Origin of the sequence: Pseudomonas sp. 22085 (assembly GCF_052045815.1) — a bacterium.
GTDB lineage: Bacteria > Pseudomonadota > Gammaproteobacteria > Pseudomonadales > Pseudomonadaceae > Aquipseudomonas > Aquipseudomonas glycinae.
In genome coordinates this window covers 74,942-89,706 of record NZ_JBQEQA010000021.1, presented here as the reverse complement: position 1 = coordinate 89,706, position 14,765 = coordinate 74,942, and the positions used below count along the sequence as shown (strand labels likewise).

12 protein-coding genes are annotated in these 14,765 nt (G+C 56.3%); 4 read left to right on the top strand and 8 right to left on the bottom strand.

Annotated elements, in window-relative coordinates; all coding sequences use genetic code 11:
* Positions 1-6: 6 nt before the first annotated feature.
* Both ACTJK7_RS23395 and ACTJK7_RS23390 read right to left on the bottom strand, forming a co-directional pair.
* Positions 7-672 carry a CoA transferase subunit B gene (locus tag ACTJK7_RS23395; protein ID WP_011333516.1) on the bottom strand — a complete coding sequence of 222 codons (666 nt, stop codon included), beginning with the start codon at positions 670-672 and terminating at the stop codon, positions 7-9.
* Positions 673-696: 24 nt separating this feature from the next.
* Positions 697-1,395 (bottom strand): CoA transferase subunit A, encoded by a 699-nt coding sequence (locus ACTJK7_RS23390; RefSeq protein WP_064382369.1) that lies wholly within the window; start codon positions 1,393-1,395, stop codon positions 697-699.
* Between the two features lie 274 nt (positions 1,396-1,669).
* Here ACTJK7_RS23390 and ACTJK7_RS23385 point away from each other — a divergent pair, with 274 nt between their 5' ends.
* Positions 1,670-2,569 carry a LysR family transcriptional regulator gene (locus ACTJK7_RS23385; protein WP_108561016.1) on the top strand — a complete coding sequence of 300 codons (900 nt, stop codon included), beginning with the start codon at positions 1,670-1,672 and terminating at the stop codon, positions 2,567-2,569.
* 30 nt (positions 2,570-2,599) lie between these two features.
* On the opposite strand, the gene ACTJK7_RS23380 is transcribed toward ACTJK7_RS23385, so the two are convergent.
* The 3 genes from ACTJK7_RS23380 to ACTJK7_RS23370 form a co-directional block, all read right to left on the bottom strand.
* A complete protein-coding gene (locus tag ACTJK7_RS23380) occupies positions 2,600-4,858 on the bottom strand; it encodes a S8 family serine peptidase (RefSeq protein WP_440780676.1) in 2,259 nt (752 codons plus the stop codon).
* 3 nt (positions 4,859-4,861) lie between these two features.
* Complete coding sequence (locus tag ACTJK7_RS23375; RefSeq protein ID WP_108561022.1) at positions 4,862-5,968, bottom strand: AAA family ATPase; 1,107 nt, start codon at positions 5,966-5,968, stop codon at positions 4,862-4,864.
* 142 nt (positions 5,969-6,110) lie between these two features.
* Complete coding sequence (locus ACTJK7_RS23370; protein WP_108561025.1) at positions 6,111-6,938, bottom strand: NAD-dependent protein deacetylase; 828 nt, start codon at positions 6,936-6,938, stop codon at positions 6,111-6,113.
* Between the two features lie 271 nt (positions 6,939-7,209).
* Between ACTJK7_RS23370 and ACTJK7_RS23365 the strand changes: the two genes are divergently transcribed.
* Positions 7,210-8,523: a phospholipase effector Tle1 domain-containing protein gene (locus tag ACTJK7_RS23365; protein WP_108561028.1), complete on the top strand. Its 1,314-nt coding sequence runs from the start codon at positions 7,210-7,212 to the stop codon at positions 8,521-8,523.
* 75 nt (positions 8,524-8,598) lie between these two features.
* Here the strand turns inward: ACTJK7_RS23365 and ACTJK7_RS23360 are convergent, their stop codons facing one another.
* Positions 8,599-9,645, bottom strand: coding sequence for a class I SAM-dependent methyltransferase (locus tag ACTJK7_RS23360; RefSeq protein WP_064382366.1), 1,047 nt, complete (start codon positions 9,643-9,645; stop codon positions 8,599-8,601).
* A gap of 304 nt (positions 9,646-9,949) precedes the next feature.
* On the opposite strand from ACTJK7_RS23360, the gene ACTJK7_RS23355 reads away from it, so the two are divergent.
* Together ACTJK7_RS23355 and ACTJK7_RS23350 are read left to right on the top strand one after the other, a co-directional pair.
* Positions 9,950-10,789, top strand: coding sequence for an HvfB family MNIO-type RiPP peptide maturase (locus tag ACTJK7_RS23355; protein ID WP_085655691.1), 840 nt, complete (start codon positions 9,950-9,952; stop codon positions 10,787-10,789).
* Complete coding sequence (locus ACTJK7_RS23350) at positions 10,782-11,531, top strand: HvfC family RiPP maturation protein (protein WP_440780675.1); 750 nt, start codon at positions 10,782-10,784, stop codon at positions 11,529-11,531. Before ACTJK7_RS23355 ends, ACTJK7_RS23350 begins: the two co-directional genes overlap by 8 nt.
* A 1-nt stretch (position 11,532) precedes the next feature.
* Here ACTJK7_RS23350 and ACTJK7_RS23345 read toward each other — a convergent pair whose 3' ends face one another.
* On the bottom strand, positions 11,533-12,588 hold the full coding sequence (locus tag ACTJK7_RS23345; protein ID WP_440780674.1) for an NAD(P)/FAD-dependent oxidoreductase: 1,056 nt from the start codon (positions 12,586-12,588) through the stop codon (positions 11,533-11,535).
* A complete protein-coding gene (locus tag ACTJK7_RS23340) occupies positions 12,554-14,734 on the bottom strand; it encodes a hypothetical protein (RefSeq protein WP_440780673.1) in 2,181 nt (726 codons plus the stop codon). Before ACTJK7_RS23340 ends, ACTJK7_RS23345 begins: the two co-directional genes overlap by 35 nt.
* Positions 14,735-14,765 lie beyond the last annotated feature (31 nt).

Genomic DNA, 14,765 nt, shown 5'->3' with positions numbered 1-14,765 from the left:
AATTCCTCACTCGGCAGCGAACTGCATTTCCGGTACGTGATCCGGGACGATCAGTTTACCAGCGGTTTTGGCGACGATTTCCTCGACGCTGACGCCAGGTGCGCGTTCCTTGAGGACAAAAGCGCCATTTTCGATTTCCAGGTACGCAAGGTCAGTCAGCACGCGCTTGATGCAACCGGCGCCGGTCAGCGGCAGGCTGCATTGGCTCAGCAACTTGGACTCACCGTCCTTGGACGCGTGGGTCATGATGACGATGATGTTGTCGGCGCCGGCCACCAGGTCCATCGCGCCGCCCATGCCCTTGACCAGTTTGCCCGGGATCATCCACGAGGCGATGTTGCCTTGCACGTCCACTTCGAACGCGCCCAGCACGGTCAGGTCGACGTGACCGCCGCGGATCATGGCAAAGGACTCGGCGGAGTTGAAAATCGATGCGCCGATGCGCGCGGTTACGGTCTGTTTGCCGGCGTTGATCATGTCGGCGTCGATGGTGTCTTCAGTCGGGAAAGGCCCCATGCCGAGCAGGCCGTTTTCCGATTGCAGCATGACTTCCATGCCTTCGGGGATGTAGTTGGCGACCAGGGTCGGAATGCCGATACCGAGGTTCACGTAGTAGCCGTCCTGCATTTCGCGGGCGACGCGTTGAGCCATTTGTTCGCGGGTAAGTGCCATGTTCTTGTTCTCCGTCAGCCTGGATTATTTGCGGATGGTGCGTTGTTCGATGCGTTTTTCGAACGTGCCGCAAATGACCCGGTCGACGTAGATGCCGGGGGTGTGGATCTGCGACGGATCCAGTTCGCCGGGTTCGACGATTTCTTCGACTTCGACCACGGTGATCTTGCCGGCGGTAGCGGCCAGCGGGTTGAAGTTCTGGGCGGTGTGGCGGTAGATGACGTTGCCGAAATGGTCGGCTTTCCAGCCTTTGACGATGGCGAAGTCGCCGGTGATGGACTCTTCCATCAGGTACTTGCGACCGTGGAATTCACGTACTTCCTTGCCTTCGGCGACCGGGGTGCCGACGCCAGTAGCCGTGAAGAACGCCGGGATGCCGGCGCCGCCTGCGCGCATTTTCTCGGCGAGGGTGCCTTGCGGGGTCAGTACGACTTCGATGTCGCCTTTGAGCAATTGCTCTTCGAACAGCTTGTTTTCGCCGACGTAAGAGGCGACCACCTTGCTGATCTGGCGGTCGGTCAGCAGCACGCCGAGGCCGAAGCCATCAACGCCGCAGTTGTTGGAGACGACGGTGAGGTCGCGGGTGCCCTTGCGCTTGATCTCGGCGATCAGGTTTTCCGGAATGCCGCACAGGCCGAAGCCGCCGGCGATCACGGTCATGCCGTCTTCAAGACCTGCCATGGCTTCCTCGTAGGAATACACGCGCTTGTCGAAACCTGCCATATGCACCTCTTTTATTGTTTGTCGGGCGGCTGGCTAGCCGAATGACTGGAGTGTCGCGCTGAAGGATATATTTGTTAAGTTGATTTTTAAGGTTGATTGATTGATAAATCTCAATAATCGGCCTCATTTGATCGTTCCCACGCTCTGCGTGGGAATGCCTCTAGGGACGCTCCGCGTCCAGTGACGCGGAGCGTCACGGGCTGCGTTCCCCCGCAGACGGTTCGACGCCTCGACGTGGGAACGATCAAGACTCTGATAGGGAAGCATAGCGTTCATGACCATCAAGCAGATCCGCGCCTTTCTCGCCGTCGCCCAAAGCCTGAGCTTTGCCGTGGCCTGCGAGCGTCTGCACTTGTCGCAATCGGCGCTGAGCCTGACCATCAAGGCGCTGGAAGAGGGCCTCGGCGGGCGCCTGTTCAGCCGCAACACGCGCAACGTGGCGCTGACCCCGGAGGGCGAATCGCTGCTGCCGCTGGCCCGGCGCCTGATCGCCGACTGGGACAACGCCGAAGACGAAATGCGCCAGCGCTTCAGCCTGCAGCGTGGGCGGGTGACGCTGGCGGCGATGCCGTCATTTGCCGGTAACCTGCTGCCGCCGATCCTCAAGACCTTTCGCGCGCGTTATCCGAACGTCAACGTGACGGTCAACGACGTGATCAACGAGCAAGTGCTGGAAATGGTTCGCGATCGTCAGGTCGAACTCGGCGTGGCCTTCGAGCCGATGCAGAACACCTCGCTGACCTTCACGCCGCTTTACCGCGATCGCTTCGTCGCCGTCGTGCCGCAGGATTCGCCGCTGGCCGCCCGGAGCGACATCGATTGGCAGACCTTGCTGCAGGAACCGTTCATTACCCTGCAACGACCGTCCACGGTTCGGGTGATGCTGGAAGAACACCTGCAGGCCCGAGGGATGAAACTGCCGGTGGAGTTTGAAAGCCATCAACTGGCGACGGTGGGGCGGATGGTGGCGAGCGGGCTGGGCGTCAGTGCGGTGCCGGCGTTGTGTGCCGGGCAGATGCGCGAGTTGGGCGCGCATTGCCTGACCTTGCACGAGCCGGTGGTGGAGCGGGCGATTGGCGTGCTGACGGATCCGGGGAATGAACTGTCGGCGGCGGCGCAGGCATTGTTCGAGATTCTTAAAGAACAAATATTTACAGTAAATGTAATTGCTTAGAGTAAGTAGCGTCCTTGCCACTTAAGACTTTTATGAGGTTGTGTTTGTAGAAATTTCAATGTTTTGCTCTATGACGGCGCTCTCTACAGACGCTCCAAGCTTACTGGTCATAGTGTTGTAAATCCCCGAGTTTTCTTCTGCACCTTCAAAGCTAAGTACAAATGCAACCTCTTGTTCTGGAAGCTCATGATGGCTATTTAGGTGAAATTGGTACAAGTCTCTTGTGTAGATGCGGGCATGAAGGCGCATCGAGTTCATGTCCATGGACTTGCCAGTGAAGGGGGAGGAGTGTCGGCGTATTGGACTCCACTTGGCTAGCTCTGCTCTGGCATCAGTTTCTTTGTCCTTAGACTCTTTCATTGAGCCTAAAAGATTGATGGTGGAACCTGACAAAGATGTGGCCTGAAGAGCAACTTGAAGTCTAGTGGAAAAGTAGTTGGTTCCACCTAGCTCAGAGACTATGGGTTTTATTATTGCAGTCAAAGATGCTTTGCCTTTCAATTTTCCGTCAACAATCATTTCGTTAGGTACCGGAATCTCATTCCAGTAATATGCTACGCCTGGCTTGAGTTTTGAAACCCAAGCGAGGGTTACAGTTCCGTTTTTACATAACCAAGGTAAAGTTTCCGGTGACCATGGAGTTCCCCATCCAAGGTCATTGCAGTGGGAGGTTTTTTCTGCACCGTTAATTAATAGGGCGCGTACCAGATCTGGAGTAGGGTTCTTTAAATTTAGGAAGGTATGAGACGCAAGCGAAGACATCAGTGCGGCGCTGTAACTTGTGCCCGTATTGGTGACGCCTCCGATCATCCGAAGATGAGAGAACCATGAAAGGTCCGGTTTTTTCATTCCGCCTGGGGCTGGCCCTCGCAGACTAATCGGGCAACTGCTGCTTGGCTCGCCTGTAGGACTTGCCACTCGGCCACTTACAGTTATTGCTGCTTCACAGTCCGCAGGCGGGCAAAGAAGGGAGGTCGCAGTTGAGGATCTGTTACCGATGGAAATTATTGGAAGTATTCCAAAGTCTCGTGATATTTTGTTTATCTCATGCCCTAAAAAACTTATTTCATCGGGGTTGGATGAAGGTGCTATTTCGTTAAAAGATAAATTCCATACTTTTGAGATTTTTTCGGTCTCTGTCGCGACTTCTCTGAGGTAGTCGATGAATTGGTCTTGCGTCGGCTGCTTTTTTGTTCCTGACTTTGTGATTGCTTGTGCTGTAACAAAGCGGCAGGCGAGCTCTGGAAGGACTAGGTTATTGTTCCAGGCATGCCCTTGACATACTAATGATGTTATTTGATTTCCATGTATTTTGTTGGCTGAGAAATCATCAACTAAAGGAGGCGCCGACCAGACCTCAAGAGGTTTGTAGCTTTTTGCCGAATTTCCGCCGTCAACAATTACTACAATAGGCAAATCTGCGATACCTGTCATCGGGATGGCGGGCTCTTTACCATCTCCCGGCGGGGGGGAGTTAGAGACGATTTTAGATACTGGCTCGATACGATATGTAGATCCAGACGCAGCAATAATTTTCAAGTCATCTAGGTTGTCTACCTCTGCTGAAAAGGACGCTGTGCCAGTTTTTACATATTTTTCGAGCGCTTTTAATAAGGTTGCATTGATGATGTGGCCTGAAGATGTTGTTCTGCTTGGGCGTTCTCTATTAAATGGATTGGAGAAGCTCTCGTCGCCAAGGGTCAGCTTTTTCTCGATGTAGAAGTTTAATATAGTATGAGCTACAGACTGTCGCGCTGCAGAGTCCGAGAATGGTAGTAACCAAAAAATGAATTCATTTGGTGTTTCGGATTGAGCTTTCCAAAGGCTCTCTATGGTTTTGCTTCTAAGAGACTCGGCTGCATCAAAAAGTTTTATTGACTGTATTCTTGATATGTCTACTTTGTCTACGATGGTGTTTCCGGTTTTCAGTCGTTTCGAAATATTTTCGAAACTATCAATGCTAGTCTCAATTAAATATCCGTCAAAGGCAGGCGCTACTATGCGGCATCCGGATTCGCTGCTAAATATGTCTTTAGGAGTCCAGGAGGGTGCATGTGAGTCATCAAACATTCGAGCGATTAGATGTGTTTTGTTGGCATGCGATTTAATTAAGTCTTTACTCTTGATTATATTTTCTAGGCTAGATGATAATATTTCTCTTTGTTGGGCTAGCCTTGAATTTACGATACCTTTCGCGCTTTTTCCTCCACCAGTTACAGCAGAAGGTGAAGGAGTTCTCATAAAGGATAAAACGGGGTTTAGTAGTGAGTTTCCATTTCTCGTAGCCATGATTTAATCCTTCAAATAGCTTGCTATTGTTTGGCGGCTTATATTGAGTAGTTTTGCTAGGTCTACTTTGCTAACGCCGTAGGTGTTATGGAGTAGGTTGGTTATGTTCTTTTTTTCTGAGCTTTCTAGTTCTATCCCTGATGGCAGTTCTGCCTGTCCTGGTAGGCTCGAGAGTATCGCCTTAACTGTTGACCCAATATTGATGTCGCTATCAAGTAAGATGCTTTTTCGGCGGGAGCCAATGGAGATGGTTTCGATGTCGGCACCACTCAGCCCCTCGGATATCAGCGAAAGTATTTTCGATAAAGATTCATTTTTACTATCTAGGAAAAGAAAGTGATTCCAAAGGTCGGCGCGAACTTCGGAGTCAGGTGAGTCAAATTTTATTTTGTAAGGGAAGCGTCGCCAGATTGCAGGGTCTAATAGGTCGGCATGGTTTGTGGCAGCGATAACTATTGTGTGATCATCTAAGGAGTCGAGTCCTTGAATTAGTGTATTGACAACTCTTTTTAGTTCGCCGACTTCGTGGTTGTCATCTCTTAACTTCGCTACCGCGTCTACTTCATCAAGAAAAAGTATTCCATTTTTCGTAGGAACGTACTCAAAGATTTGCCGTAAGTTTTTGGCGGTGTCACCTAGCATCGAGGAGATTACGGAGTCTAGCCGGACGACATAGAGTGATCTGTTTAATTGTGCGGCAATGTGTCCTGCGATTAAAGTTTTTCCCGTTCCAGGCGGTCCGGAAAGAAGTAGATTTAAGCGTCCTCCCAGTCCATGGCTTATTAGTTTGTCAATGTTTACAATGTCGGATATGTATGTGTCGAAAACCTGTTTTGCAATTTTGTTTAGGAAGAGAGGGGTTACAGGCCATTGGTGTTCCTCAATGAGTGCCATCCTGGATTTAGAATCGACTGGAATACTTTCCATATATCCAGAACTTCTAAGTGGAACACCTTTTTTTCGCAAAATGGATTTTAATTTTTTCGCTAGCTCGACATCCTGCACGCTTATAGATTTTGCAATACGGTTGCTTATTGCGCGAACATCAGAGTAGTTTGCTTCCAGTGATGCTTCAATCAAAGCAATTATGTCTGTTTGTTCGACTTGCATATCATCCTCTATATCAATTGCATCACGTTGCACGCAAAGCTTTGGATGTGAATGTTAAGGTTTTTCGTTCATTCGTCAATAAAAATGGAAAAAATGTTAAGTTTTTTTGATGAGGTTGTAATGCATTTTGCCTTTTTTGTCATCAGGAATGCCTCGATAAGTATGGCAAAATCAGTTCGCACGCCCCCTCAATCTTCAAATCCAGCAACTCATCCGCCCGCGTTTTCCCCAGATTGATCGCGATCAGCGGCTTGCCCCGGTCCGCAATCACCCGGCACAGGCGAAACGCCGAATACGCCATCAACGACGAACCCACCACCAGCATCCCGGCGGCATTTTCCGCCAGCGCCATGGCCCGCGCCGCCGTTGGCTGCGCCACGTTCTCACCAAAAAACACCACGTCCGGTTTCATTCGTTCCCCTGCGCAGTACGGGCAATGCGGCACCTGAAAGCGCGCCTCGAAAGCCGGGTCGAGCAGGGTGTCGCCGTCCGGTGCCTGCACGGCATCGACGCCCGCCAGATACGGGTTCTGCGTTTCCATCAGTTGCTGAATCGAGTCCCGCTCGCTGCGCTGACCGCAATCCAGGCACAACACCCGGTGCAGGCTGCCGTGCAGTTCGATGACGTCGTGACTGCCGGCCTGATCGTGCAAGGTATCGACATTCTGAGTAATCAAACCGCCGATCCGCCCGTGGCTTTGCAGACTGGCCAAAGCCTCATGGGCAACGTTCGGCCGTGCCTGGCGCACGCGCGGCCAGCCGAGCATGGCCCGGGCCCAATAGCGGCGGCGCGATTCCGGGGCGGCGAGGAATTCCTGGTACATCATCGGCTGCCGGCCACGGCGCACACCGTCGGTATCGCGGTAGTCCGGGATGCCTGACGGCGTGCTGATCCCGGCGCCCGTCAGGACAACGAAGCCACCGTCTTCGATGAGATTTACGAGATCCTTCAGATCCTGTTGGAGAGACATGATTGGGTCCGTATTCGTCGAACGTTCGGCCAGTAGCTTATCGCAAGGTCAAGTTTCCATGTCCGGGGCCGAAAAGCATCGGCGCATGTGAGAATTGTCATTCGCATGAAGTGCTCACAAAATTCTTTTTCTTACCAAGGACGGTCTAGTGTCTTTTACACGCTTTTCAACTATCACGTGTTTCTTCGGTACCTTGCTCTCACTTTTACTGCTCAGCGGTTGCAGTGGTTTTTTTTCGGGATATCGAGAGGTCCCTATCAGTCAGAATTCGATGACCGAACTGACGCAGTTCATGAACAGTGAATTCGCCTTTGCGATTCCTCGAGTCAATGACCAGGAGCCTGGCAGGATCGTGTTCGTCATGGGATTTGATGGCACCAACAATGATCGTGACCAAGTACCTGAAGATGAAACAAAAACGGTGGTTGCCCAATTGTTCGACGGGGTCGAGGGCAATGAACTGGGCAAGCCTGTCGAGTATCCGGATTCTCCAGTGCTCAAGAGTTACCTGCGAGGACCGGGTTGCGCAGACAGCTGGTGGTGCCTTCTGGACCAGGCCACTGGGCGCAGTTCTCCCGATACTGCCAATGAAGCGTTGCACCAACTGCAAACATTCATTGCTGCGCACCCCTCGGCTACCGAAGTCAGGGTTGTGGTTATCGGTTTCAGTCGGGGGGCGGCCACTGCCAGGCACTTTTTGAATCAGGTCTACAATGCGTCGACTGCCGGAAAACTGGGAACGAAAGCGCCGGTCTGGTCGTCGGCAATCCTGATTGAGACTGTCGCGACTGGGCAGACCGAAAAACTGATGCTGGGGATGCCACCCAATCTTGAGTTCGGGCTGCATCTGGTTGCGAAGAATGAGACCCGAACGCTGTTTCCCCCGATCATCGACAATGACCAGAGCTATCAGTCTTACGCCCGAAACCGTTCACCGTATTACTTCAAGCGTTTGTACACCGTATATCTGCCGGGTGCCCATTCCGATTTGGGCGACTCCTATCGGACGGGGTCGGGGCCTGCTGTTACGGCAGTTGCGACCAATGTCATTGAGAATATGGGATTACGAAAGGCCTGCCTGAACGACTGTCGGAAAAATGCCCCGATTCGTCTGGTTAATGATGGCCTGCATGATTCAAGGGGACTGCTCGACCGCATGCTTGGCGCCGTGTCGCCTTATTCGAAAGGATTTCAGCGTACGGGAGCTCTGACCGTCGACTCATTGATCGGGAAGAAAGAAGCGGCGCGCCTTTTTGCACATATGGAACATGAACTGAAAAAGTATCAATTCGGCGTTGGGACTCTCAGCAGCTTCCGGATGCACGACAACTATTTGTTCATCCGGCATCAGGGTCAATCCGAATGGCGACAGGTAAGAAGCGAAGGCCAGACCGGCGCGAAGGTCGAGAACCGGGACGGAACTGCGTCGATCCTTTTTTCCATCGCATCGTCCAAGCCTCTGGCATTTCCGGAGTCAGTCGTGCACGCAGTCGAAAGCGAGTCTGGAGAAGTGGTTCTGGAAGTGACGCCATTTAACGGTGAATGGCACTGGTTCGTGAACGGCTACATTCCCGGGGACCACTGATTCTAAAGGTGGGGCAAAGGTAAGCTCCCAGTCGCCACGTGAACAATGCAGGTGTTCACGTGGCCGGTCTGATGGTTACTTGCGCGCCTCCAGAATCAGGTTGAACGGCGTCTGCGTCGCCCGCCGGAAGTGTTTGAAGCCGGCTTCGGTAAACACCTTGCGCAAGCGTGACTCGCCCGCCTGCGCACCAAGGCCGAGGCCCACCTCCTGGGACAGCGAGTTCGGCGTGCAAATGAACGTCGATGCCGCATAGAACAAGCGCCCGACCGGCGTGATGTTTTCGTCCAGGGTGTCGTTGGCGAACGGCTCGACCAGCAGCACTGTGCCGTCGTCCTTCAACGATTCAAACGCATGCTTCGCCGCACCGACCGGATCGCCCATGTCGTGCAGGCAGTCGAAATAACAGATCAGGTCATAGTCGTCGCCGGGGTAGCTTTTCGCCGTGCCCTGGAAGAACCGCGCGCGACTGCTGACGCCGCCTTCTTCCGCCCGTTGGGTGGCGACGGTGATCGAAGGCGCGTGATAGTCGAAGCCGACGAACCGCGAGTTGGGATAGGCCTGGGCCATGATCACCGTGGACGCACCGTGACCGCAGCCGATATCGGCGACCTTGGCGCCTGCTTCGAGTTTGGCCACCACACCGTCCAGCGCCGGCAGCCATTCGGCGATCAAATGCCCCTTGTAGCCGGGGCGGAAGAAGCGCTCGGTGCCGGTGAACATGCACGGATGGTGATCGCCCCACGACAGGGCTCCGTTGCCGCGCATGGCTTTGACCAGTTTGTCTTTGTCATGGAAAAACGACGCCACCACGCCAAGCCCGCCGGCCACGTACACCGGCGAGTCTTCCTTGGCCAGGGCCAGCGCCTGTTCTTCCGGCAAACGAAACTTGCCGTCGTGGTGTTCCATATAGCCGGACGCCGCGTGGGCGCTCAGCCATTCGCGCACCAGTCGCGGGTTGCAGGTGGTTTTTTCGGCAAGGGTTTCGGGGCTGATCGGCTGACTGTCGGCCATCGCCCGGTAAAGGCCGAGTTCTTCGCCGACAATGACATTGGCCAGCATCGCCGCGCCGCCCATGTCGTTGACCAGTTTGCCCATGAATTCGTTGAGTCTGGCCTCGTCCATTTCATGTGCTCCATTGACAGGATCACAGTCCGGTGGCGTTGTGGGTCGAGGCATTCACCACCGGGCGGTGGTCGTGGAAACGGGCAGGGCGACACTGCTGTCCTGCGTCCCCCTCGACTGGGTACTGATTGAGTCTAGCCGCTGTTGGAATCCGTGGTGGTTATGTATCGCTGTGTATCTCTGCGGCTGCTGGATACACAAGGTGCCAATTGTCCCGACGGTCGAACACAGCGGCGACACAGTGGACGCATTAACTGCAATGGTCAGTCGCTGATCTGGCGGCTCCCAAGCAGAGATCTAGCCCATGCAGACTCCCCACCCCACCTTGCAGGCCAGCGTCGGGCTCGGCCTGCGTCGCGGCTTGATGAAAGACCTGCAAGCCGCGCGCACCGGCGATTTCGATTTTCTGGAAGTCGCCCCGGAAAACTGGATCGGCGTCGGCGGTGCCCATGGCGCCGCGTTGCGCGAGCTGGCCGAGCGATATCCGTTGTCCTGTCACGGGTTGTCGTTGTCGCTCGGCGGCTCGGCGCCGCTGGACGTCGATTTCCTCCGGGAAGTGCGGACCTTTCTCGATCATCACAAGGTGCCGTTGTACAGCGAACACCTGAGCTATTGCAGCGACGACGGTCACCTCTACGACCTGCTGCCGTTGCCGTTCACCGAAGAAGCGGTGCGCCACGTCGCCGCACGGATCCGCCAGGCCCAGGACATTCTCGGCCGGCGGCTGGCGGTGGAAAACGTTTCCTACTACGCCGCGCCTCGGCAGGACATGGACGAAGTGACCTTCACTAACGCCGTGTTGCGCGAGGCCGATTGCGATCTGCTGCTGGACGTCAACAACGTCTACGTCAACTCGATCAACCACGGTTTCGACCCGCAGACGTTCCTGGCCGCCATCGAACCGGGCCGGGTGGTCGGGATGCACGTGGCGGGGCACTTCGACGAGTCCGACACGCTGAAGATCGATACCCACGGCGCCTCGGTCAAACCGGTGGTCTGGTCGTTGCTGGCCGACGCCTATGCCCGATTCGGTGCGCAGCCGACGTTGCTGGAGCGGGATTTCAATTTCCCGGCGTTTTCTGAGCTGGTGGCCGAGTTGCAAACCATTCGCCGCCTGCAAACCGAAGGAGGCCCGCGTGGATAATCTTCTGCTGCAACAACAGGCCCTGACCCGCTATTTGCGCGATCCGGACCATGAAGCGCCGCCCGCCGACATGAACGCGGCGCGGGTCAATGTCTATCGCGATCTGGTGTTCAACAACGTCTCGCAACTGCTGGGCGGTACGTTTCCGGTGCTGATCCGGATCATCGGCCAGGAACGCTGGCGCACGTTGATTCGTGTCTTCCTGCGGGACTACCGCGCACAGACACCGAAATTCGGCGAGATCGCCGAGGAGTTTGTCGGTTACCTCGCCTCGGAGCCTGCCGTATTGAGCGACGGAAAATGGCCGGCGTTTCTGGTGGAGCTGGCGCATTACGAATGGGTGGAAATGGTGTTGCAGCAGTCCGACGCCGAACCCTTGCCGGCGAGCGATCCGGCGCAGTTGCTGGATCGGCCGTTGCAGGTTTCGGCACTGGCCTGGCCCTTGGCGTACACCTGGCCGGTGCAGATGCTCGGGCCGGATCATCAACCGGCCACGCCACCTGTCCAGCCGACGCTTTTGCTGGTGCGGCGTACGACGGACTGGAGTGTGAAGTTTTCCGAGCTGAGCCCATTGGCCTGGCGGTTGTTGCAGCGGATCGAGGCGTTCCCGTTGCTGAGCGGTCGCGAGCAACTGCAAGGGCTGGCGTTGGAGGCGGGGTTACCCGCAACGATGTCGTTCAAGGACAGCGGACTGGCGTTGCTGCAGCAACTGCATGAGGACGGTGTGATCGGCGTTGTCTGAGTCAGACATGAGGTTGCAGCCAGCGTGGCGGATCAGGATGAAGGCGATAGAAGCGACGCAGTTGTTCCATGTCTTTCTCGAACCAGTCGCCCAGCCATTGGCTGTATTGCCTCTGAGCCGACGATTGCACAGAGGGTTGCCCGATGCAGTCGGACACCACCTGCGCGGCCTGCATGCCGGTCATCAAGGCCTTGAGCACGCCATGGGAAGACGCCGGGTCAAGCTGACTGGCCGCGTCACCGACCATGAAGTAGCCGTTACCGGCGACTGCCGTGCTGATCCGCCACGTTACATCGGCGCCGTGGGTGGCGCCTTGCGTGGGCAAGTGTTGCAGCTGCTCTGGAATCGCCGGGCGGCGCAGGTTCGGCGCGTCGAAGGCCAGATGCGTCCAGTGCGTCAATTGCGCCTGCACGTTTGCGATCCACGTCCATCCACCGGGAACTGCTGACAAGTGCGGTGCGTGCCGATAAGCGAGTGGACAACCCCGGACGTAACCGTAGCGGGCAATCAGGCGTGGCGAACAGCGGCGGATGGTCAATCCCAGCTGTCGATGCAGCCAGGCTGACGCGCCGCTGGCATCGATCACATAGTCGGCGTGCAACGGGCCTGAATCGGTTATGACACCGCTCACGCGACTCTTCTCGCCAAGGACGGCGAGAGCGCGACACGGCTGGTGCACCATCACCCCCAGCGCTGCGGCGTGCTGCAATAACGCTGTGTCCAGCTTTGCCCGGGGAATCTGAAAGCCTCGCCATGAACCCTTGTCGTCACTGCCGAAGCCGTTGAAGCGCAGCGGCCCGTTCCATTGCACCCAGTGCCCGTTGAAACGCAGCGCATCCTGCACACACAGTTGTCCGGCGACGCCCAGTTGCGCCAACACGGGTTCGATGCCTGGATGCAGGCTCTCACCGGGGCGAAATCGCGGGAATTCCTGACGCTCGATCATTGCCACGTGCAGACCGCGTTGTGCGCAACCGATCGCTGCCGCCGATCCCGCCGGACCGCCACCGATCACCACGACATCAAAGGGCTTCAGGGGCGAGTTGCCACGCAGCATTTTCGTATTTGACCAGTATCGTTTCGGCGCAGACGAACAGTCGCACTTGTTGTTTGACCTGCACATCCCTCCATTTGAAGTCTTCGGCAGGGATGCTCATGACGCCGCGTTCGTACATCAGGAAGCGAAAGACCCAACCGCGCAACACGATGCCGACCTGCTGTTGCGCCGATTCCAATTCCGGATCGGGTCGCTGCACCTGGATGAAGGACAGCAACGGCCACGTATTACGCAAGGCCTTGTCGGTTCCCGCACCGAGTACGTTGTACACGCGGTACATCGAGAGCACCCGGTCTTGATATTCCTGCTGGGTGATTGCGCCGGTCTGCTGCAGGGAGAATCTGTTTTCAAGGGCGACTTGTGTGTAATCGCTGTATTCGTAGGCGCGATAGCGGACGAACGTCCGGCCCTGATGCTGGATCAGCTGCGCGGGTGGTTGGTTGTCCCAGGCGACGGCGCTTCTTCCGGTTTCCGCATCGGTCAACGGGATAATGGTGTGCAGGCTGGAGCGGGGCTCGAAAGTGCTCGCGGAGTCGGGTGCCAGGCCTGGCCAGAAAGAGCCCAGTGCTGCGCAGATTCTGGCGTCCTCGGGAAAAGGACTGGCCATCTGGTAACCGGCGAGATGGTCGATCCAGCTACCGTCCGGGCTTTGCTCACGCACTCGGCCTACCCCCCAACCCGGGGCGAAAAGTCCGGCTTCGCCGTCCGGCAATGTGGAAGGACGGTCGATGCCGACAGGGTGCGCGCCGGTCAGCGGCCATGAGACCGACTTGCGCGGCAAGCCGACAATCGCGGTGACTCCCCGATCCTCCGGGGAGAACGGCTGACCCGCGAGTGTCAGGTTGGCGCAATAACGCACATTCGATAACGCCTGCAGTCGGGCATGCCAGATGCTCGAGCCGGTGAAGGCTGGCACCTGGCTGGCCCAGTGCATCAGGCGCCGTGGGTGGCAAAACGGAAAGAAATCCGGGGTGGCAATGATCGAATAGGCAGGAATCGACTGCAGATGCCCAAGCGACGGGCAGCGCGCACGGATATAACCGTCGGCCGTGCCGTCCCGATAGTGCAGGGCGCGATAGCCGCCTTGCCTCACCAGCTCGGCGACACCCTCGCGGTGGTTCAGATCTTCGATGGTGCCATTGTCGTGCAGCATTGACCGACCATGGATCATGCCCCCCGAGTCCCTGGGCATCGTGAATGACAACAACTGGCCCCGGTAACAGGCCTGCTCGGCGAGCCGGGGTCTGGGCCGGGCCAGCAGTAGACTCGACCCCGATCCTCGCTCCACCTCCAGCGTTGCCAGACCATCGGTGATGACAAAGGGGTATTGGGAAATATCCGGTTCTTGCCAGCCGGTGTCGCTGTGACGCAGATGGATGTGGCGAATCTTTTCATTGATATGAAAAGCTTTGAATTTCACCTCCAGATCCAGTCCCGCAAGGCATTCCTTGCCATCGAACAGCTTGTGCATCGGCACCCAGAATTTCAGTGCGGGATCGACGTCTGGCTGAGCATCCATCGGGCCGAACTGTTCGTGATTTCCTTGGCGTTGCACGGCGATATAGGCGCTGTAATGCACCGGCATTATGCGAATGCCATAGGGGTCGTCCTGAACGAACGGCAAGAAGCAGCGCAGCTCGGGGGCGTACAGGGCGCTGGCATTGCCCACACGCGCAATACCGCTGCGCGAGTAACACAGATCGGCGTGCTCACCATGCACCGTGTCGGGGGCGCAACGGTACTCGCTGGCAAACACTGCCACGGCCAGCGGTTCGCCCTGGGCCTTTCGCTGCAAATCCTTGAGCGAGGGTGGACGGACGCCGAAGACGTAGTTCAGAACAGCCCGGATCTCGACAGGGGTTGGATAGGTTTGCAGGGGCTGACCACTTGCATCGCGCGTGACCCTCGGCGACGCCAGCGCATGGAAGAGCAGGCTTTGAGCAGGCCGGGCAGGTTCGATCGCCCGATTGCCGGCCGGGCAAAAGTCTTCAAAACCGGGAACGGACCGTTCGACACGCAGCGGTTTGAGCAGTTCGTCCTTGAGCGGTACGGCGAGAATATCCAGACCATGAGCCAGCATCAGCGAGTGCCAGCCGCCCGGCGCGAGCCGCCGACAGGCTTGAGTGACAGAATCGAGCAGAGACATGGTTCACCACGCGACGGCTGAGCGAGGTGTC

Excerpts from the sequence above, each read along its gene's own strand:
- ACTJK7_RS23395 (WP_011333516.1), bottom strand. The coding sequence starts at position 672 with ATGGCACTTACCCGCGAACAAATGGCTCAACGCGTCGCCCGCGAAATG.
- ACTJK7_RS23390 (WP_064382369.1), bottom strand. The coding sequence starts at position 1,395 with ATGGCAGGTTTCGACAAGCGCGTGTATTCCTACGAGGAAGCCATGGCA.
- ACTJK7_RS23385 (WP_108561016.1), top strand. The coding sequence starts at position 1,670 with ATGACCATCAAGCAGATCCGCGCCTTTCTCGCCGTCGCCCAAAGCCTG.
- ACTJK7_RS23380 (WP_440780676.1), bottom strand. The coding sequence starts at position 4,858 with ATGGCTACGAGAAATGGAAACTCACTACTAAACCCCGTTTTATCCTTT.
- ACTJK7_RS23375 (WP_108561022.1), bottom strand. The coding sequence starts at position 5,968 with ATGCAAGTCGAACAAACAGACATAATTGCTTTGATTGAAGCATCACTG.
- ACTJK7_RS23370 (WP_108561025.1), bottom strand. The coding sequence starts at position 6,938 with ATGTCTCTCCAACAGGATCTGAAGGATCTCGTAAATCTCATCGAAGAC.
- ACTJK7_RS23365 (WP_108561028.1), top strand. The coding sequence starts at position 7,210 with ATGACCGAACTGACGCAGTTCATGAACAGTGAATTCGCCTTTGCGATT.
- ACTJK7_RS23360 (WP_064382366.1), bottom strand. The coding sequence starts at position 9,645 with ATGGACGAGGCCAGACTCAACGAATTCATGGGCAAACTGGTCAACGAC.
- ACTJK7_RS23355 (WP_085655691.1), top strand. The coding sequence starts at position 9,950 with ATGCAGACTCCCCACCCCACCTTGCAGGCCAGCGTCGGGCTCGGCCTG.
- ACTJK7_RS23345 (WP_440780674.1), bottom strand. The coding sequence starts at position 12,588 with ATGCTGCGTGGCAACTCGCCCCTGAAGCCCTTTGATGTCGTGGTGATC.
- ACTJK7_RS23340 (WP_440780673.1), bottom strand. The coding sequence starts at position 14,734 with ATGTCTCTGCTCGATTCTGTCACTCAAGCCTGTCGGCGGCTCGCGCCG.